Here is an 18,680-nt window from a genome sequence, read left to right as displayed (position 1 = left end):
GTGAAACGAGCCTTCTTCCGCCTGCTGTTCGCCCTCGCGATCGTCGCGGGCGGAGTCGGGTGGTTCTTCCGGGCGGAGCTCCGGAACTGGTGGCAGCAGATCGGCCAACCGGTGCTGGTGACCGGCAAGCTGCCGGCCCGACCGGATCCGGAGCGCTACAAGGTGCTCAAGGACGAGGTGGAACGCTGGCGCCTCGATCTCGGCAAACGCTATCGGGCGGCGGGCACTTCGGAAAAGGAGGAGATCCTCGATGAGGCCGCGGTTTTCCTGCAGACGGCCTTGCCGGACCTGATGAGTTGCTGGCTCGGGACGCCGTGGGATTTCAACGGAACCTCGGAGACTCCGGGCGACGGCAAGATCGCCTGCGGCTACTTCGTCGCGACGGTGCTGCGGGACGCCGGGTTCAAGGTCGACCGCTACAAGCTGGCACGCCAGCCGTCGCAGAACATCCTCCGCACCTTTCTGCCCAGGGACGAGCTGTCGCTGCGGGTGGGACGTCCGTATGAGGAGTATGCGGGCGAGTTGCGCGGCATGGATTCGGGGATCCGGATCGTCGGCCTGGACACGCATGTCGGATTCATCGTCACGCGTCCGGACGGCTTCCGCTTCGTCCATTCTTCCGGCTCGCGGCCGTGGTGTGTGGTCGATGAGGAGGAGGCCGGGGCGGATGTCCTGCGCCGGTCGAACTACCGGGTGCAGGGCAGCCTGACCGCCAACCGCGACGTGGTCCGCAAGTGGTTGCTCGGCGAGCGATTCAAGGTGAAGGGGAGCTGAGGGATCTCCACCCGAGCGCCCGGCAAGGCACGAAAAAGCCCGGCACGGGGTGCCGGGCTTCAAAATTGAATCGGGTATCGCCGGAGGAAAGGCAGTCGGCTCAGGCGCCCGCCAGTTCCGACATCTTCCCTTCGATCCGATCGGCAAGGACATTCTCACCTTCGCTGCGCAGGAACTCGCAGTAGTTCGACGACACGGCTTCGAGGTCGCTGTGGTAGTCGGCCCCGAGTGTTTCGAAGGCGTGGAGTGACTTCTCGAAGTGCCGGCGTGCCCAAGAACGGTCGCCGGTTTCCAACAGGGCCAGGGCCAGGTTGTTGTGCGACTGGGCGGTGTCCGGATGATCTTCGCCGAACTGCTTGCGACGCGCCTCAAGCGCCATCATGTGCATCTCGCGGGCCTGCTCGAAATAGCCGGACGACTGGTAGAGCGCGCCGAGGTTGTTCGAAACGGTGGCGGTTTCCTCATGATCGGGACCGAGCACCTGATGGTGAATCTCTAGCGCGCGGAGGAAGTAGCTCTCAGCACCGTCGATGTCGCCATTGGACTTCCGCAGGTAGGCGAGGTTGTTCGCCATGAGGGCCACGTCGAGCAGGGCGGGCGGCTCGGTTTCCTCGAAGATCTTCATTGCGGCTTCCCACAGCTCGGCGGCGCGCTCCTGGTTGCCCAGAGCATCGTGAACCGCGCCTTGCGCGGCGCTGATTCGTCCAACCTGCATCATGCGGTCCGGGCGGTTTTCAAGCTGCTCGAGCGCCTGCTTGTAGTCCTCACGCGCATCTTCATACCGGCCGAGGGCCCGATACAGGTCGCCGCGGAGCTCAAGCGTGCAGGCAAATTCGTCGATGCTCTCCAGATCGGAGGACAGCGCGTGCTGTGCCTTTTCCAGCGCCGCAGTGGCGGCGTGGACGGCTTCGTCATAGTCACCAGCCTCGACCAGCGAATCGACGCGCTGGCGCAGGATCTGGATCAGGGTGATCGTTGGAGAGTCCATAATTTGTATATACGATTAAACCTCGGATTTGTGATCTGGAAAGTGGATTTTCTGGGGATTATCGAAACTCGCGAGCACTTGTTCCCGCTGGTTTGGGAGTCCGCCGAGCGCTTCTCGCAGCGCCGGTGCCCCCCGTCGCTTCTCGTTACCGAGGCCGAGCAGCCGTGCAAGCTCACTTTCGAAGTGAAACAACGCATTTTCCGAGGCTCCGGACGCGTTGATGTGGTCGAGGCCGCGTCGCAGCAGGTCATACAGCTCCGGTTCCGGGTGCTGGTGTTCGACCGCGGTTTCGAGCAAGCGGCAGAAATAGGCGGCCAGCAGGGTGGTCGGGTAGTCGCGGCGGATCCGTTCGCGGCATGATTGGGGCGAGACTTCCCGCAGCGAGTGGAGCTCGCCACGCCGGGCCTCCGCCCAGTGGACTTCGGCGGAGAAAAACAGGTCGAGCTTCCCGGCGAACGGGCTCTTGGGCCGGCGCGCGCCCTTGGCGACCGTTTTGATCAACCCGCACGACTCGGTGAACCAGTGCACGATCAGGCTGGTGTCGGTGAGCTTCGTCAGCCGCGTGAGGATGGCGTCGGAGCTCTCCATGACAATCGGGTGAACCCTTGCCGCAGGCCGAAGTTCCGGCAAGCCGGGAAATCAGAGCAGAAGGTCGCCCGCAGGCTTGGCGGGTGATTCGGGCGCGGCCTCGTAGGCCGGCAGGGGAGCGACCGGATTGGCCGGCAGGGGAAATCGCTTTTCGTAAATGCCGTCGGCGAGCTCGTTCGACTCGGCGTAGGCGTCCTTCATCATCTCCAGTTTGGCATCGAGGTTGTCGATGTGGTGGAGCGCGAATGCTTCGGGTGTCCGTGGCAGGGTGGGGGATCCGAACTCAAGCGCGCCGTGATGGGCGGCGATCAGGTGCATCAGGTGCAGCCTCACATGTTCGCTCGGCGGCTCTTCGGCCAACCAGCCCTTCGCGGCGGGCGTTTCGAGGATCTCGTGCCAGAGCTTGTTGACCAGTTCGATGCCGAGCGGGATGTGGCCGAGCATTTCGCCGTAGAGCGAGTGTCCCTGCGCGAATCCCTGCTCGGGATACTGGTTTTCCCAAAGCTTCCCGCAGTCGTGGAACAAAACGCCGGCGAGCATGAGATCCCGGTTGAGCTGCGGATAGACCGAGCAGAACGCGTCGGCCGCGCACATCATCTGGGCGACGTGTTCGGCCAGTCCGCCGCGACGCGCGTGGTGGTTCTTGCGGGCGGCGGCGGCCCGTCGGAAGCGGGCGCCGTATTCATCGAGGAAATGCGCGCACAGGGTCGACAGGCGGGGGTCGGCGATGCTCGAGCAGAAATCGCGGATCGTCTTCCATGCCGCCCGTTGCCGCTCCGCGGTCTCGGCATCGCCGGCGTAGAAGGTTTCGAGCGCGTCGCTATCGAGTCGCTCCCAAGACAGGTTGGCCGCATTGACGCCCCACTGGTTCTGAGTCCACTCGGCGTCGAGCCGCAGCACGGTGCCGTCGCCGAACTGCGACGCCGCTTCGAACAGCGGCGCGTCCGACCATGCGTTGAGGTTGAAGCTGCCGGTCGCATCGGCGAACGAGAGCACGAGGTAGGGTTTGCCGGTCTTCGTCTGCCGCTCGCTGCGCCCCTGAAGTTCGGCATCCACGGCAAGCCGTTGCGGTTGCTCACCGGCCTGCTGCTTCAACGCCGCGACAGTCACGAATTCCATGTGCCGCAGCATCCATGCCCTCGCCGGTCCGTCGAGTCCGGACGTCGGATCCTTACAGATCCAGCATGTGCGAAACGTGGGCGGCGGTCAGTTCGCCCATCGTTGTGCAGTCGCGGAAAATGTCGGTGTGGTGGTACTTCGCGAGGTCGGCCGCGAGGCGGCGGACGTGCGCGCGCGGTGCGAGTTCCTCGCGCTGCATCACGCCGAGCAGGGCTTTCAGGCGCAGGCTCTCGACCTTGGCGCGACGCGTCATCTGGGCATGTTCCTCGGCCACGTACTGTTCGATGGTCGCGCGGTTCAGGACGTCGAACGCCAGCTTGGTCACGGTGCGGTTCGAGCGGAAACGGTAGGCGAGGTAGGTCTTGCCGGCGCCCTCGTAGCTTTGCTGGTCGAAGTCGATCGGGCGGACGCGGTACTGGACCTCCTCGAAGTCCGGGGTGATGTCGACGACGTAGTTCACGCTGCGCATGTCTCCCAGAAGCCGGATGAAGCAGCGCTCGTTGAACTTGGTGAACTCCTTGGCGATCCGCACCTGGTTGAGTTCCGGCTTCGGCAGGTGGTCGCGCAGGAAGACGTCGCCCGGCACGCCGGCGATGTGCTCCTCGATCAGGGTGTCGCCGTTGACGAGGTAGTTGATGCGGTTGGGCGAAAGGATGTGCTCTAGCTCCAGCCCGAAGATCCGCGACGCGTCGGCGAACTTCACGTAGAAGTAGTCCGAGTTGTCATTGTAGAGGTTGGTGATCCGGATTCGGAACGGTCGCGAGTTGCCGAATTCGCCGAAGTCGATGCGGTCGACCGTGAGGTGCTCGTGGTGATCGGAATCACCGCCGACCTTCAGCTCGCCGTAGATGCGCGTGAGTTTCGGCCGCAGCTCCCGCATGTGCTCGGGATCGTAGTAGACCGTCAGCCACAGCGTCTCTTTGCCTTGGGGATCCTCGTAGGGGATCGAGCCGGCGAAGCGCAACAGGTCCTCGTAAATTCCGGGGATTTCGCGGAAGCGGTCGAAGCGATAGAGATACTGCCCCAGCGGCGCCGAGATCGGGTAGCGGTCCTTGCGGCGTGAAATCATCGGCATCGCCGCGCCACCTTGGAGACAAGGTGGCGGCATGGCGAGTACCCATGGCGCCCGAACAGCGAGTGCTTACGCGGCGGTCTTCCGTCCGGTGGCGACCGCCGTCAGACGCGGGGTGCGGGAACGTTGGCGGAGGGCCTTCACGAAGCCGTCCGGGGACTGCGGTGAGTCGGCCGGGCGCCAGTCGTGGAAGTCTGCCTCGGGATAGGCCGCGCGGACGGCGGTCGAGACGGACCGGTTGCCCACCGACCACACTGTGGCGAGCGTGCCGAATCTCGGGAGCGCGTCCAATGGATTGGAGACGAAGCGCACGCCGTTCGGGCTGTCTTCCCGGAAGCCGGATCCCGGTCGGGCGAGGTAGACGTAGTAGTCGCGGCTGAGTTCCTCGCAGACGGACTCGACGATCTCTCGCGAGCCGTCTCCGAGGGTATCGACGACCAAAAGGTTCGGTTTCATGGGAAGCGGGTGTCCGGGGTCGTCGGTGGCGATCAGAGCACCAGCATCACGGCAGCGACGACGAGGAAGATCACAAGCAGGACCTTGGCGATGCCGGCGAATTGTCCGGCGATGCCTCCGAATCCGAAGATGGCGGCGACGAGGGCGAGAACGGCAAAGATAATGACGAGTTCAATCATGGTGTTCGGTTGGTTGTTGAATGCGGAAACAGACCGCAGGGGAGACATCGCAATCCGTGTTCCAAGGCCGAATCCCCGTGTTTCCGGGGTTTCGCGCCCGGGTCGCCGTGCAGGACGCCCGTCCGCGACCGGCAATCGGTTGCATTTCGCAGTCGGAATGGCTGCACGGCCGGGCATCCGCCGACCCGCACGGAAATCCGCCGCGGATCGGCCCATCCCGTGCTTGCCCCCGGCGGAGGCATCCTCTTCCCTCCCGCCGAGCCATGAGCAAAGGACTTGCGATTTTCACATCCGGTGGCGATGCGGCCGGCATGAATCCCGCCGTGAAATGCGCGGCGGAGTACGCCGCCCGCCGCGGCTACAAGCCGTGGTTGGTGTACGACGGCCTGCGCGGGCTGATCGACGACAAGTTCGTCGAGGCCGACCGCGAGCTGATCTCCGGCATTCTCCACCGAGGAGGCACCTTTCTCCGCTCATCCCGATCGAAGCGTTTCTTCGAGCTCGAGTTCCGCGAGCAGGCGTTCCTCAACCTCAAGAAGCGCGGGATCGAGAAACTCGTCGTCGTCGGTGGTGACGGATCGTTCCGTGCCTTGAATCAATTCTACGCCGATTTCGGAGTGCCGTTCGCCGGTATCCCCGCGACGATCGACAACGACATTGCGGGAACCGACTACTGCCTGGGCGTCGACACCGCACTGAACATGATCCGCCAGTCGGTCGACTCGATCCGCGACACCGCCAATTCGTTCTCGAGGGCGTTCGTCATCGAGGTGATGGGCCGTCACTGCGGCTATCTCGCGATGGTAAGCGCGCTGGCCTGCGGGGCGGAGGTCTGCCTGACGCCTGAGTTGCCCTACAACCTCGACAGCATTGGTGGCCGACTGAAGGCCGAGATCAAGGGTGGCCGGAACTACGTCCTCGCGATTGTTGCGGAAGGAACCAAGATGGGTGATTACCTCACGCGCTGGATCACCGACTCGATCGGCATGGAAGCCCGCCTGACGGTGCTGGGTCACGTCCAGCGCGGCGGCTCGCCGACGGTCCGCGACCGCCTGATGGCCTACAAGTTTGCCGTAGCGGCCATCGATGCCCTCGAGGCCGGCGAAACCAATTCGGTGATGACCTATCAGGACGGTGAATACGGCAGCCTGCCGATCCAGACCGTCTGTGATTCGAAGTACGAGCTCGATCCGCTGCTGCTGAAGCTCTGTACGAACCTCAGCAACTGAGCCGGCATTTCACTCGAACGGTCCGAACTCCGATAGGCAGCCGTCCCGGCAGTCCGGGGCGTCCGCCAGAAAGGGAAGTCATCTGCCCGGCGAGAGGGCGACGGGCTCCCCCACCCGGGTGAGGGAGCCCGCTACCCGTCAGTGCCGTCAGTTCGGCGTGACTTGAAGGCGCACGAAGCGCGGTCCGGGACCGGTGAGCGTGTAGGTCAGGGATCCGCCGGGACCATCGGTATTGGTGTCGAGGTCGCCGACCAGCACGTCGTTCCAGTTCACAAGATCACTGGATGTTTGGACGACGAACTGCGTGCCGTACTCGGAGGCTGGAATGTTCCCACCGTTCGGCCAGGTGATGGTGCCCGAGCCATCGAGCTGCGGGTTGGCAGTGAATCCGGCGGCCGCGTTCATGAAGTACTCCACTCCGTTCTGCATGCCATCACCGTCCCAATCGAGATCCGGACCTTGTCCGCCAGCGTTGGTGGCGGCCCACGAGGCATAGCCCGCCGCTTGCACCAGTTTGAGAGTGGTGCCGCCGTCCACCGTCAGCGCGTAGCCGGCGATCGGAGCGTCGAGCACCGGTGCAATCCCCGCGAAAGACGATGCCGTCATCAGCGTGTAGCTGGCCAGGGTCGGAGTTCCCGTGATCTTGACCGTGGAACCGGCATCGAAGGTCACCGATTCGGTCGAGGTCGTGGGAGAATCCAAGGTGAAGCCGAGCGACGCGGCGTTGTTCGCGGTGATCGGTGAGGCATGGCTGCCGTTGATCAGCGAGAGCGTTCCTTCCGAAACCACCGTCGCGCCGGTGTAGCCATTGGTTCCGGTCAGGACCAGGGTGTCCGCCGTGGTCTTGGTCAACCCGCCGGTTCCGTTGATGGCCGCCACGTTCTGCAGGGTGCCGGACTCGGCATTGAGGACCACAGGCTCTCCGATTGTGCCGATGTCATTGCCGACGAGGTCGAGCAAGCCACCACTGAGGTTGATCGTGCTGGTTACGATACCCCCTCCACTCAGGATGTCGGTGTTCGAGGTGAACGTTCCTCCGGTGAGGTTCAGCGTGGCCTGCGAGGAGCCGTTGCCCGTTTGGGATCCGAAGGTGATGGATGTGTCCACGGTGAAGTCGCCGCCACCGACGTTGATCGTTCCCTTCGCGGATCCGGTCGAGTTCCCGGTCTTCAGACCCATCTGCAAGGTATCCACGGTGAAGGTTCCCGAGTCGAAGTGGATGACCCCGTTGGTGCTCGCGACATTGCTGTTGGCGTTGGTTTGGCCCATCAGAAGAGTCCCGGCCGTGACGGTCGCCACGTGGCCTCGGAGATCCAGCGTTCCTACGGCTCCGCCTCCGGTCGCGACGGTGTAGGCATTGCCAAGCGTGATATCGGTCGGGCCGGTTCCTGCCGCATCGGCGATCGTGACCGTTCCCGGTCCTACGTCCTGGGATGCGAACTTCACGACACCGTTTCCGCTGCTCTTACCGCGCCCGATCGTGAGGGTGTCGGTCTGGATGACATTGGTGCCTGTGCCCAGCAGCAGAGTGCTGACGCCTCTGCCGTTGTTGCTGCCGGTGTCCCCGACCTTGAGGTTGGTCGCGATGATGGTGTTGGCCGTGTCCGAGAGCAGAAGGGTGCCGGGGCCATGAGTGGTGGTGCCCACTCCGACGTTGAAGTTGGTGACATCCGCGCTGAATGCCCCCAGTCCGGAAACGTCGAGCGTCGGCGCGCTCCAGTAGCCTTGGTTCGTGCCCGCCTGGTTCACGCTGATCGCGAGGGTGGAGCCGGTGACGACGAACGAGCCTGATCCGCTGACGGTGAGGTCCGATTGGGTGGCGCCGCTGCCGCCGCCTGCGTCATAGCCCATGGTCAGGCCGCCGCTGAGCGTGAGGGTTTGGGCTGCCCCCACGGTGACCGTATTGGCGGTGGGGGAGTTGTTCTGCGCCAGGGAAGCGCCGGCAAAGGAGGCACTTGCTGACGACAGGTCCAAGGCGCCGGTTGTCGTGTTCCCGGCAGCGGCTCCGAATGCCAGTCCGCCGGACATGGCTTGGGCCACCATGACTTCCAGCATGCCTCCGTCGATGGTTGTGGCATCGGAGTAGGAGTTCATGGCGGAGAGTCTCAGGATGCCCGCTCCGGCTTTGACGAGTCCGCTCGACCGCTCGTCTCCGCTGGCGGTCACCTCACCCAGTTCGGCGGAAATGGTGAGTGTCCCGCTCTGGACATCGAAGATGGTCGTCGTTCCCGCGGCGGCACTCAGGGTGACGGGCTCCAGGGCCGTCGAGGAGATCAGCGAGGTTCCGGTCGAGGTGACCGTGTTATTGAGATTGTAGGATCCGTATCCGCTCGAACTGCCGGTGGTGGCGGTCAGGGTGCCGTCATTGAGCGTGACCAGGCCGAGGGCATTGTTGGTGGCGATGCCGCCGTTGGTCACGGTGCCGCCGTCGATAACGAGCGAGGGAACACTGTTCGACGAGAAGTTTCCGGTGAAGATGTTTCCGGAATCGAACTGCAGGGTTCCGCCGGTGTTGACGGTCACGGTTCGCGCGCTCGAGCCGGCACCGAAGACCCGGACGCCTCCGCTGCCACTGAACGCCCCCGCGCCGACCAGCGTGCCACCGTTGACCGTGATGTCTCCGTCGAAGGTGTCGTTGGCGGTGGAGAGAGTCAGCGTGCGGGTATTGGCACCATCGAGTGTGAGCGGACCCGTGCCCGCGATCCCGCCGATGCCGTCGATGGTGTAGTCGTGGGAGGTGCTGTTCATCGTCACGCTCACCGGAGAGAAGATGCTGTCCAGGGTGATGAGCGGATTGCCCGAGGCGCCGCCGGCGTCACCGAAGAGGACGCCGTCGAGCGGGTCGACGTAGGTGGTGGCGGCGAGGCTGCCGTCGACCCAGTTGCTGGTGGCGGTGTCCCAGATGCCGTCACCGGCGTTCCATGCGATCACCGAAGGAGTGTTGGAGCCGATCGTCACGGACAGGGTGTTGGCCGCGACGCTGAAGGTTCCGGTAAGCAATCCTCGGTGGCTGACGAGAGAAAACGCGGAGCCATCGGCGGGGCCGCTTCCGGTCCACGTCACCAACGGATAGGTCTGCCCGACGAGAAGGCTTGAGATCGATGCGGCGTCCAGAATGACAACCGGATTCGTTCCCAGGCCGAAGTTGTCGACCTGCATCGGTGCGACGGTGGTGCTTGGGGTGGTACTGCCATAGTCGACGAGCAGGATGCCGTCGTTGCCCAAGGTCAGGTCACCGCTGTTGACGAACTGGGCATCATCAGCGGCGACGAGCGGTCCGGCAGCAGCGTTGGCCGAGGCCGTGATGTCGGAAGCACCCGAGCCGTCGGTCGAGAACTGCAGAGTTCCCGCCGAAACCAGAGTGGGGCCGGTGTAGGTGTTGGGGCCGGAGAGCAGAAGCGTACCGTCGCCGGTCTTCGTGAGTGAGCCCGAGGTGCTGGCGTCGCTGACGATCCCACCGATGGTGAGGATCTGGGCGGCGTCGACGATGTCGACGGTGCCTCCCGCGTCGCCGAGTTGGACGGCACGGTTGGTGGAGTTCGCCGAGTCGGTTCCGATCATCCGGAGAGTGGCGGCGGTCGCGTTGGATCCGATCTGGAGGACATCCGCAGTATCGGCATCACCCAGGCTGCTCGCGTTGTTGATGTTGGCGATCGTGTCGAATTCGACGGTGCCGTTTTCGATAACGGTTCCGCCGCCCCATTTGCAGGCGGGGGAGGTCAGACGGAGGGTTCCGGCCCCGATCTTGTTGAGCGCGCCGTCTCCGTCCCCGGTGTTGATGTCGCCCGTCATGTCGGCGAGTCCGCCGGCACCGACGTCGAAGGTCAGTGTGTCGCCGGGGCCGAGCTGCGACGTCGTGCCTGAGCCCGTCTGGGTCAGGGTGACGCCCGCGGCCAGGCGGAGGATGCTGGTAATTCCGATCTGGATGTCGTTGACCTCGCTGTTGTTGAGCAAGGTGATGTCGGCGCTGCCGGAGGTGCTGGTGGTGCCGATCAGGAGAGTGCCTCCGCTTGCGGTGAGGCTGTGCAGCGTCTCGACAACGCCATCCGCCGTTCGGATCGTGCCTCCGCTCTGGATGACGGCCGAACTGTCAGCGATCACCTCACTGGCACCGAGGGCCAGCGTGCCGGTGGAAAGGGTGGTATCGCCGGTGTAGGTGTTCGCGCCTTCCAGCGTCAGGGTCGAGCCACCGGTGTCCTTGGTGAGGGAACCCGCGCCGCTGATGATGCCGGAGAGCGTCTGGCCCGTGCTGCTGCTGTATTGAAGGGCGGCGCCGCCAGCGATGGCGATGTCTCCCGCGTAGCTGCCGCCGCCCAGACTGCCGGTCCCGTCGATCTGCAACGTGCCGCCGGCGATGGCGGTCGGCCCGCTGAAGGTGTTCGCGGCATTCAGTACGGTGGTGCCGCTTCCGGCTTGCGAGAAGCCGCCGGCGCCGTCGATGGCGACACCCGAGAAGTCGGTGCCTTGGGCCACGGCGTCATCCTGATTCACCGCAAAAGTCGCGCCAGCTGCCACGCTGATCGGGCTGCCGGGGTTGAGCGAGCCGTCGGATCCGCCGTTGCCCAGTTGGAGGGTTCCTCCATCGATGGTCGTGGCTCCTGTGTAGCTGTTGGCGGTGGCCAAGGTGAGCGTGCCCGTGTTGGCCGCGTCGAGCAGCAGTGCGCCCAAGCCGCCGATTCCGCCCGTGCCGGTGATCGTGTAGTCGCGGCTGGTGCTGTTCATCGTCACGTCCTCGGGTGAGAAGACGTCGTTGAGGGTGACAATCGGGCTGCCGGTCGCGCCGGAGGCGTCGCCAAACAAGACGGCATCCAGCGGGTCGACATATGTCACGGAGGCCAGATTCGCATCCACCCAGTTGCTGGTGACCTCATCCCATGTGCCATCGCCGGTGTTCCACGAAATCGGCTGCCCAACCGTATTGGATGTGACCGTCAGGTAGAGCGTGTTGGAAGAGACGCTGAATGTTCCGGACAAACCGCCTGTGAGAATCGTGGTGAAGGCGGATGCGTCCGCCGGTCCGGTGGTCCAGGTGATCAGGGGGTAGGCCTGACTGACCGCAAGGGCTGGAACCAGGTCACCCTCAATCCTTGTCCCGATATTGGTCCCGACATTGAGGGTGTCGACCGAGATCGGGGCGACCGTGGTGCTCGGGGTCGAGCTGCCGTAATCGATGACCACGGCGCTGTTGTTGGCGCAGGTCAGGTCGCCGCTGTTGACCCATTGGCCATCGTCCGCGGCAACGAGCGCTCCGGCTCTGGCTCCATCGGCCACGGCGACGTCGCTGACGGAGGAGCCAGCCGTCGAGAACTTGATCGAACCTTCGTTGGCGTTCGTTGCGCCCGTGTAGGTGTTGGTGCCGGCGAGGATAAGGTCAAACGCACCGGTTTTGGTCAGTCCGCCGCCCGGGGAACCGCCGTCTTCGGAGAGGTCCTGACTGATGGTCGCGGCACCGGCGGTGGTGTCGATGTTCATCCCTCCGGCTTTGATGAGTGCGTCGGTCAGGCCTTCCATGAAGGTAGTGCTGGCGACGAGATTCCTCAGCGTGCCGCCGTCGAAGGTGACGGTGGCAGTCGCGCCGGTACCTCTTGTGGTCGGAAAGTCCGGAAGGGTGACGTCGGCGGTGCCGCTGATGTTGATGGTCGAGACGCTGCCATTGCCGCCGGAGAGCACGGAGAAATCCGCGGCGCTGAAGGTGCCTCCGGACAGATCCAGCGTGGCGGTCTGGTTCGTGTTGGTGGTTGCGTTCAGACCACCGATCCGCAGTTCGGCGATCGTTGCGGTTCCACCCGTTTGAACGAATGTGCCGGTGGCACCGTTCGCCGTGACGTTCTCCGAGCGCGTGATTTGCAGCGACGAGCCGCTGGTCACGTCGAGCACACCGGTGCCGCTGAGGTTGAACGTGCCGTCACAGCTGTTGTTGACTCCGATGATCACCCCGCGATGGATCGACGTGGTGGTCGTGGTGAACGATCCGCCGCTGAGGTTGTAGAATCCCTGGGTGGCGGAGTTGGTTCCGAGGGTCAGGTTGTTGCCTCCCGTGAAGGTGACCGCGCCTGCGGTCTGATTGACCGTGCCGGTTCCCGTCGCGTTGCCCGGACGAAACTGGGATCCCCCCATCGGCAGGTCTCCAGCGAGGTTGAGGACCGCGTCGGTCCCGCCGATGTCGAGGGTGCCCCCCATGTTCGCCGAGCGGTTTCCGGTCAGGCTCAGCGTGCCTTCGGTGATCAGGGTGGCTCCCGTGTAGTTGTTGGTCGCGGAAAGTACCAGCGAGCCGGGCCCGGTCTTGGTCATGCCGTCGGAGCCGCCGATCGGGACGTTGATCGAGAGGGTGCGGGCCGCATCGGTGATCGTGACTGTCGGCGAGCCCGAGCTGACGTCGAAGTTGAAAACGGCTCCGTTGATCTGGTTGATCTCGAAGTCGCTCGCCGCATTGTTGTTGAGCGTGATGTTGCCGATCGTCCGGTTGGTATTGAGATTGATCGAGTAGCCGTTGTTGAAGGTATTGCCGAAGGTGGCCGTGAATCCCGTGCCGCTGGCCTCGGTGTTGGAAACCCAGTTGGCGAGGAAGCCCCAGTTCGGAGTGGCGGAGCCACCCGTCCAGGTGCCGCTGGCGGCGTGGACCGCGGGCACGGCTAGAGAGAGATTGATGGCGGTGATGCAGAGTGCGACGCGGGTTGGGTACATGGGTTTCATGTTGGAGGTTTTTCGGGGTTTTCGGCATCCCGTCCGTTATCGACGGAACAGGAACCGGGTTCTGGGAAGGCTGAGGGAATCGGGTCGGCTTCACCGAATCGCCCCTTGCCAGCTATGCAGGTCGGGCTTTCACGAGACACCGGGCCATTCTTCCAGCTATCACGGTATAGAAGGCGATTACGTTGTCTATCCCCCGAACGGGGGGGAAAGTTCCCGCGGGAAGGGTTTTTCCTCCCGGGTTCGCCGTTTGTGGAGGCGCTGCTCCGGAGCCGGGCGCAAAAAGGGCGGATGGATGACTCCACCCGCCCTTTGGAATCGGAAGACCGGTAACCTATGGCGTCACCTTCAGGCGCCCGAACTTCGCCGGGTCGGGCGCGCGCGGGAGGGTCAGGGTGATGGTGTCGAAACCTGCCGACGGGCTGTCTTTCACGACGGTGACTCCCGGGTTGTTCGCGGTGGCACCGCCCGGCACGGCATAGACGTCGGGCCACGAGGCAAGTGTCGTGCCCACTTCGATGACGACAGCCGTCGTGCCATCGATCGACGCTTGGTCGCGGACGAAGCTGAAGAGGAAGTCGGCGCCGCTGGTCGAGGCGGTCGGCAGCTTGTCGAGGTCGTTGGTTCCGATGGTTCCGCCGAGGACGTACTCGACGCCGTTCGGCACGCCGTCGAGGTCTTCGTCGGCATCCGGATCGTTGCCGGTGACCGGAGCGTTGATCGCCGCCCATGCGCTGTAGCCGCCTTGCACGGTGATCGTTCCCGAACCCGGTTCGAAGAAGGAGTCGAAGAATCCGACTCCCTGTCCGCCGTTGTCGGCACCGCTGTTGGTGTGACCGTAAACTCCGTTGTTCTGGGTGGCTCCGCCGAGTACCAGCGAGGCCACCGTGTCGGTGCCGCCGAAGGTAAGCTCGAGCCTGGCGCCTGAGGCGACGGATACGGTCGAGGTGTCGTTGTTCGAGTTGATCCGTCCGAGGCTGAGCACGCCGGCATTCACGGTGGTGTCGCCGTCGTAGCTGAGACCGCCGGCGCCGGAGGTCACGTCGAGCGCGAACTTGGCGGTGCCGTTCTTGACCAAGCTGAAGTTGTCGCCACCGGTTGATCCCGGAGTGGCCGTGCCGGAGACCGAGCCGCCCCCACCTCCGAGATAACCGGAGAAGAAGGAGTCGCTGCTGCTGTTGATGGTCAACGTGGCGTGGTCGAGGGCGTTGCTGTTGACGATCCGCTGGCGGCGGCTGGTTGCCCGGATCTCGTTGGCCAAGCCTGCGAGTTCCTGATCGAAGCCATTCAGGTTGATCTCCGTGAAGCGGCCGGTGCCGGCACCGTCGCCGCCATCCAGAGTGACCGTGGTGGTGACCGGCAGCGCGTTGTCGATGCCGAGCCTCACGATCGTCTGGGTCGCGGTATTCGAGCCGATCCGGGTGATCAGGGTGCTGCCGGTATAGGTGCTCTGGGCATTGAGCAACACGGTCGACAAGGCGTTCTGGTTGACGCTGCTCGACAGGGTCAGGTTGCCGTCCCCGCTGATGACTCCGTTCAACTCGAGCGTTGAAGGAACACCTCCACCCGGCGCGTTGGTCGGGGCGTTGATTGTCACATTCGTCCCGCCTCCGCCGATGGAGATCGGAGCATTCACCACCGCCCCGTCGAGGGTCGACTGGAGCCGTGTTCCGTCGGCCATCGCGACTCCTGTTGTCGTGCTCAGGGCACCGATGTCGGAGAGTTGGAGGACTCCGGCACCGATCGTGGTCGTGCCTGTGAAGGTGTTGGCATTCGACAGCGTGTGGGTGCCGCCTACCGCGGTGGCGAGGTTGAGTGTCCCGGTGCCGCCGCCGATGATGCCGCTCAGGGTGCCTCCCGTCGATGCGGTGGCTCCAAGCGTCAGGGTCTGCGTTCCCGCGGCGCCGCTGCTGATGTCGCCGCTGACGTTGGCCGCCGAACTGTCCAGATTGATGGTCGCATCACCGGCCAGGCTGATGTTTCCACCCAGGGTGCCGTTGGAGAGTCGGATGGCGCCGCGTCCTTCGCTGTTGCCGCTGCCGCTGAGGCTGATCCCGCCCGCGAAAGACGGATTGACGCCGTTGGGCACGTAGAGCGTGTTGCCCGGGTCGATCACCAGAGCGGCTCCTGTGGCTCCGACGCCCGTGGCATTCCACTTGTCCCCCGTGGTGCCGAGCGACGAGAGCTGGATCGTGCCGTTGAATCCCGCGACGTTGGGCATCTGGATATTCCTCGGGTTGGTGTCGGCGGCGAACTGCACCTGCAGCAGGCCCGTTCCCGTGACGGTATTGTTGAGGGTGAGCGTGCCTCCCGAGGTCGTGAAGGTGTCATTGAGGAGCAGGGTGGATCCCGGTCCGATCGACAAGGTGCTGGTGCCCACGCCGTTGACTCCGCTGTCGACCGTGGCCTGAAGCGTGCCACCGCTGACCGTGGTCGTGCCCGAGTAGGTGTTGGCCGCATTCAGAACGGTCGTCCCGCTGCCGGTCTGGGCGAAGCCCCCTGCGCCGGTAATGGGCGCGCCGGAGAACTCGGTGCCCTGCGTGACAGTGTCGCTCTGGTTGACGGCAAAGACTCCTCCGGTGGCCAGGCTGATGGTGCTCGCGGTGTTGAGCGAGCCGCCGGTTCCTCCGTCGCCGAGGCTGAGAGTTCCCCCGGAAATGGCCGTCGCCCCGGAATAGGTGTTGTCGTTGGCCAGCGTGAGGGTCCGCGTGTTGGCGGCGTCGAGGTTGAGGTCGGTGTCGCCGCTGATGGCTCCGGTGCCGCTGATCGTGTAGTCATGGCTGGAGCTGTTCATCTTGACGCTGACGGGCGAAACCGTGGTGTTGAGCGTGACGATGGGATTGCCCGATGCCCCGGCGGCGTCGCCGAACAGCACATCGTCGAGCGTGTCGGCGAAGGTGGTGGGCGAGGAGGCCGCATCGAGCCAGTTCGTGGTGGCCGTGTCCCAGACGCCATTGCCGGTATTCCACGAGATCGCGCCAATCGCATTGGCGGTCACGGTGAAGTAGAGCGTGTTCGCGGCGACGCTGAAGGTGCCTGCGAGGCGGAAGGGGAAGACGGTGGTGAATCCGGAGCCGTCCGCCGGGCCGCTGGTCGTCCAGCTGACGATTGGGTACGTCTGGCTCACCGCGAGTGTGTTCACGAGATCGCCGGAAAGGTCGAGGGTGAGGCCGGTTCCGAGGCTCAGGTTGTCGACCAGCAAGGGAGCGACCGTGGTGCTCGGAGCTGTGGTGCCGTAGTCGATGACCAACGCGCTGCCGTTGCCCAGGGCGAGATCACCTGTGCTGGCGTGCTGGCCGTTGGCGACCTCGACCTGCGCTCCGGCTCCGGCTCCGCTTGCCACAACGACATCGGAGACACTGGTCCCCGCGCTGGATAGCTCGAGGGTGCCGGCGTTGACGTTGGTGGTGCCGGTGTAGGTGTTCGCACCGCCGAGGGTGAGGACGCCGTCGCCGAGTTTGGTCAGGCCTCCGCCCGTGGAGACTCCATCCTCCAGCAGCGCCCCGGGGAGGGTGATGCTGAATTCATCCGAGTCGATGGTGGCGCCTCCCGCGAGGACGTTCACCGCTGTTATGCCGGCGGAAAGGAACGCGGTGCTCGAGCGGCCGGCCTTGAGCGTGCCGCCATCGAAGTTGAAGGTGCTGGTGCCGGAAGCGCTCGAGTTGGCTCCGAGCACGAAGGTTCCGCCGCTGTTCAGGTTGAAGGTGGCGGTGCCCGGTCCCATGGCGAAGTTGCCGGTGCTGAGCAATTCCACCAGCCCGGTTCCGCCGACGGTCATCACGCCGGAGTTGCCGGCCACGTTGGCGATCGAAATGCCGCCGCCGTTGGTGATGCTGAGGACGCCTCCGGTCATGTTGAGGGTGCCGTTTGCTCCAGCGCTTCTGCCGACGACGAGGTTGGAGCCGCTGTTCATCGCGGCGTCCAGGGAGCCTCCGGTCATGTTCATGGTGCCGGCGCTGCCTTCACCGATCCGGAGTCCGCCGGCACCTGCCACGTTCGCGGTGCCGCTGAAATTCAGCACGCCGCCGTTGCGGATTTCCCAGTAGGCGTTGCCGTTGCCGGTGGCGGTGTAGCTGCCCGCGAGGGTTGCCACGGCGCTGCCGCCGTTGACGTTGAGCAGGCCGGCTGCTCCGCCCGTGCCTCCGGGATTGTAACTACTGCTGACGTCGTAGGTCAGCGAGCCGGCGGTGACCGTGGTGCCTCCGGTGGATTGGTTGGTGCCGGAGATGATTGCCGTGCCGTCGCCGGCCTTGGTGACCGAGGAGCTGCCGGAGATGGTGCCGCCAAGGGCGAGCGTGCGGCCGGCCGCGACGTTCCAGATATGTGCGCCATCCATGTTGAGGTCGCAGTCCAGCGTGAGATCCTGGGTCGCGGCCGACATGTCGATGTCGGTGACCGCCAGGCCGAGGGTCAGCGTGTTGCCGGCGTCGATGGAAACGGAGCCGGCAGGATCCTCGATCGCCAGTCCCGCCCATGTCGTGTCGCTTCCGAGAAGGGTTGTGTTGGCGGAGGTCACGACGTTGTTACAGACCGCGATCGCATCGGTGCCCGGGGCGTTGCCGCCGACCCAGCTGGAGCCGAGGTCGAGGTTGTCGGTGTTGTCGGCCTTGATGGTCTCGGTCGTGTAGGTAATGACGATCTGCCCAAGGCCGCCGGTGCCGCCGAATTGGGTGTTTTGCCCGAGATTGTGGCCGCCACCGCCACCTCCTCCCGGCGTCTGGCCGGGTCCGCCCGGTCCCTGGCTGCCGGCGGTTGTTGCTCCGGTCACGCCGTTGCCTCCGTTGCCCCCGCCGACGATACCTCCGGCACCGCCAGCTGCCGGGGTGTTGTTTCCACCCTGGCCGGCGCCACCGTTGGAGCTGTCGCCCGCACCGCCGCCGCCGCCGCCGCTGACGTTGCCTCCTCCGGTGGTGCCCGCTGCGCCGGCTCCGCCCGCGAATTTCACATCGCCCACGCTTGCGGCGGTGGTGCCACCGGCTCCTCCTCCGGCCGAGGCCGCGGTATTGGTGCCGTTGACGTAGACGTTCCGGCCTCCCGTTCCGCCCGCAGCGGTGACGGTGACACTGCTATCGCCGACGAAGGTCACGGTTCCTCCGTTCACCGCGCCGCTGTTGTTGGTCGTGGTGCCGTTCGAGCCGCTGACGGCTGCCGGGGGAATGGTGATCGTGTAGGACAGTCCGGGCGTGACCGGCACGGCGATCGTCCTTGCGTACGCGCCGCCGCCACCGCCACCGCCATTCTGAACACTGTTGGTGCTCGTTTGATTGTCCTTTCTTCCGGAACCGCCGGCACCACCACCACCCCAGCATTCGACCTGGATCGAGGTGACTCCGGGAGGGCAGACCCAGTTGGTTGTACCTGCCGTGTTGTAGATATCCTGGCCGGCATCGGCCGATGATGACCACGCGAGCATTGCAGCGAAAGCGAGCGCGGAGGTGAACGTGGACGGTTGAAGGTGTGCCGGGAAACCGGTGCCTTGGAGGGTCTGCCTTTGGAAGGCGTAGGGTCTTTTCATGTTGGTACGAAGATGCGGCGAGGGATCACCCTGCCGGATGGATTTTTAGCCACAAAGATGCCCTGCGACC

Annotated in this window: 10 protein-coding genes; 2 read left to right on the top strand and 8 right to left on the bottom strand. The window is 64.7% G+C overall.

Annotated features, from left to right (window positions below; genetic code table 11):
* Complete coding sequence (locus HAHE_RS06330) at positions 1–774, top strand: hypothetical protein (protein ID WP_338689504.1); 774 nt, start codon at positions 1–3, stop codon at positions 772–774.
* 100 nt (positions 775–874) lie between these two features.
* On the opposite strand, the gene HAHE_RS06325 is transcribed toward HAHE_RS06330, so the two are convergent.
* From HAHE_RS06325 to HAHE_RS06300, 6 genes are read right to left on the bottom strand one after another with little or no spacing between them, the layout of a single operon-like run.
* Positions 875–1,762, bottom strand: a complete 888-nt coding sequence (locus tag HAHE_RS06325; RefSeq protein WP_338689503.1) for a tetratricopeptide repeat protein — start codon at positions 1,760–1,762, stop codon at positions 875–877.
* A gap of 15 nt (positions 1,763–1,777) precedes the next feature.
* Positions 1,778–2,350: a DNA repair protein RecO gene (gene recO / locus HAHE_RS06320; RefSeq protein ID WP_338689502.1), complete on the bottom strand. Its 573-nt coding sequence runs from the start codon at positions 2,348–2,350 to the stop codon at positions 1,778–1,780.
* A gap of 51 nt (positions 2,351–2,401) precedes the next feature.
* On the bottom strand, positions 2,402–3,469 hold the full coding sequence (locus HAHE_RS06315; RefSeq protein WP_338689500.1) for an HD domain-containing protein: 1,068 nt from the start codon (positions 3,467–3,469) through the stop codon (positions 2,402–2,404).
* Between the two features lie 52 nt (positions 3,470–3,521).
* Positions 3,522–4,577, bottom strand: coding sequence for a hypothetical protein (locus tag HAHE_RS06310; RefSeq protein WP_338689498.1), 1,056 nt, complete (start codon positions 4,575–4,577; stop codon positions 3,522–3,524).
* Positions 4,578–4,610: 33 nt separating this feature from the next.
* A complete protein-coding gene (locus HAHE_RS06305) occupies positions 4,611–4,997 on the bottom strand; it encodes a hypothetical protein (protein ID WP_338689496.1) in 387 nt (128 codons plus the stop codon).
* Between the two features lie 32 nt (positions 4,998–5,029).
* A complete protein-coding gene (locus HAHE_RS06300) occupies positions 5,030–5,176 on the bottom strand; it encodes a DUF1328 domain-containing protein (protein ID WP_338689494.1) in 147 nt (48 codons plus the stop codon).
* Between the two features lie 263 nt (positions 5,177–5,439).
* Between HAHE_RS06300 and HAHE_RS06295 the strand changes: the two genes are divergently transcribed.
* A complete protein-coding gene (locus HAHE_RS06295) occupies positions 5,440–6,405 on the top strand; it encodes a 6-phosphofructokinase (protein ID WP_338689492.1) in 966 nt (321 codons plus the stop codon).
* Between the two features lie 147 nt (positions 6,406–6,552).
* Here HAHE_RS06295 and HAHE_RS06290 read toward each other — a convergent pair whose 3' ends face one another.
* Together HAHE_RS06290 and HAHE_RS06285 are read right to left on the bottom strand one after the other, a co-directional pair.
* Positions 6,553–13,098 (bottom strand): autotransporter-associated beta strand repeat-containing protein, encoded by a 6,546-nt coding sequence (locus tag HAHE_RS06290; protein ID WP_338689490.1) that lies wholly within the window; start codon positions 13,096–13,098, stop codon positions 6,553–6,555.
* Positions 13,099–13,429: 331 nt separating this feature from the next.
* Positions 13,430–18,610 (bottom strand): beta strand repeat-containing protein, encoded by a 5,181-nt coding sequence (locus tag HAHE_RS06285; RefSeq protein ID WP_338689488.1) that lies wholly within the window; start codon positions 18,608–18,610, stop codon positions 13,430–13,432.
* Positions 18,611–18,680 lie beyond the last annotated feature (70 nt).

The sequence above is a fragment of the Haloferula helveola genome, from assembly GCF_037076345.1.
In the GTDB taxonomy this organism is placed as follows: domain Bacteria; phylum Verrucomicrobiota; class Verrucomicrobiia; order Verrucomicrobiales; family Akkermansiaceae; genus Haloferula; species Haloferula helveola.
The sequence above is the reverse complement of the archived record's forward strand: the minus strand, read 5'-3'. Positions and strand labels throughout refer to the sequence as shown.

Coding starts and splice junctions, on each gene's coding strand:
- HAHE_RS06325 (WP_338689503.1), bottom strand. CDS start 1,762: ATGGACTCTCCAACGATCACCCTGATCCAGATCCTGCGCCAGCGCGTC.
- recO (WP_338689502.1), bottom strand. CDS start 2,350: ATGGAGAGCTCCGACGCCATCCTCACGCGGCTGACGAAGCTCACCGAC.
- HAHE_RS06315 (WP_338689500.1), bottom strand. CDS start 3,469: ATGGAATTCGTGACTGTCGCGGCGTTGAAGCAGCAGGCCGGTGAGCAA.
- HAHE_RS06310 (WP_338689498.1), bottom strand. CDS start 4,577: ATGCCGCCACCTTGTCTCCAAGGTGGCGCGGCGATGCCGATGATTTCA.
- HAHE_RS06305 (WP_338689496.1), bottom strand. CDS start 4,997: ATGAAACCGAACCTTTTGGTCGTCGATACCCTCGGAGACGGCTCGCGA.
- HAHE_RS06300 (WP_338689494.1), bottom strand. CDS start 5,176: ATGATTGAACTCGTCATTATCTTTGCCGTTCTCGCCCTCGTCGCCGCC.
- HAHE_RS06295 (WP_338689492.1), top strand. CDS start 5,440: ATGAGCAAAGGACTTGCGATTTTCACATCCGGTGGCGATGCGGCCGGC.
- HAHE_RS06290 (WP_338689490.1), bottom strand. CDS start 13,098: ATGAAACCCATGTACCCAACCCGCGTCGCACTCTGCATCACCGCCATC.
- HAHE_RS06285 (WP_338689488.1), bottom strand. CDS start 18,610: ATGAAAAGACCCTACGCCTTCCAAAGGCAGACCCTCCAAGGCACCGGT.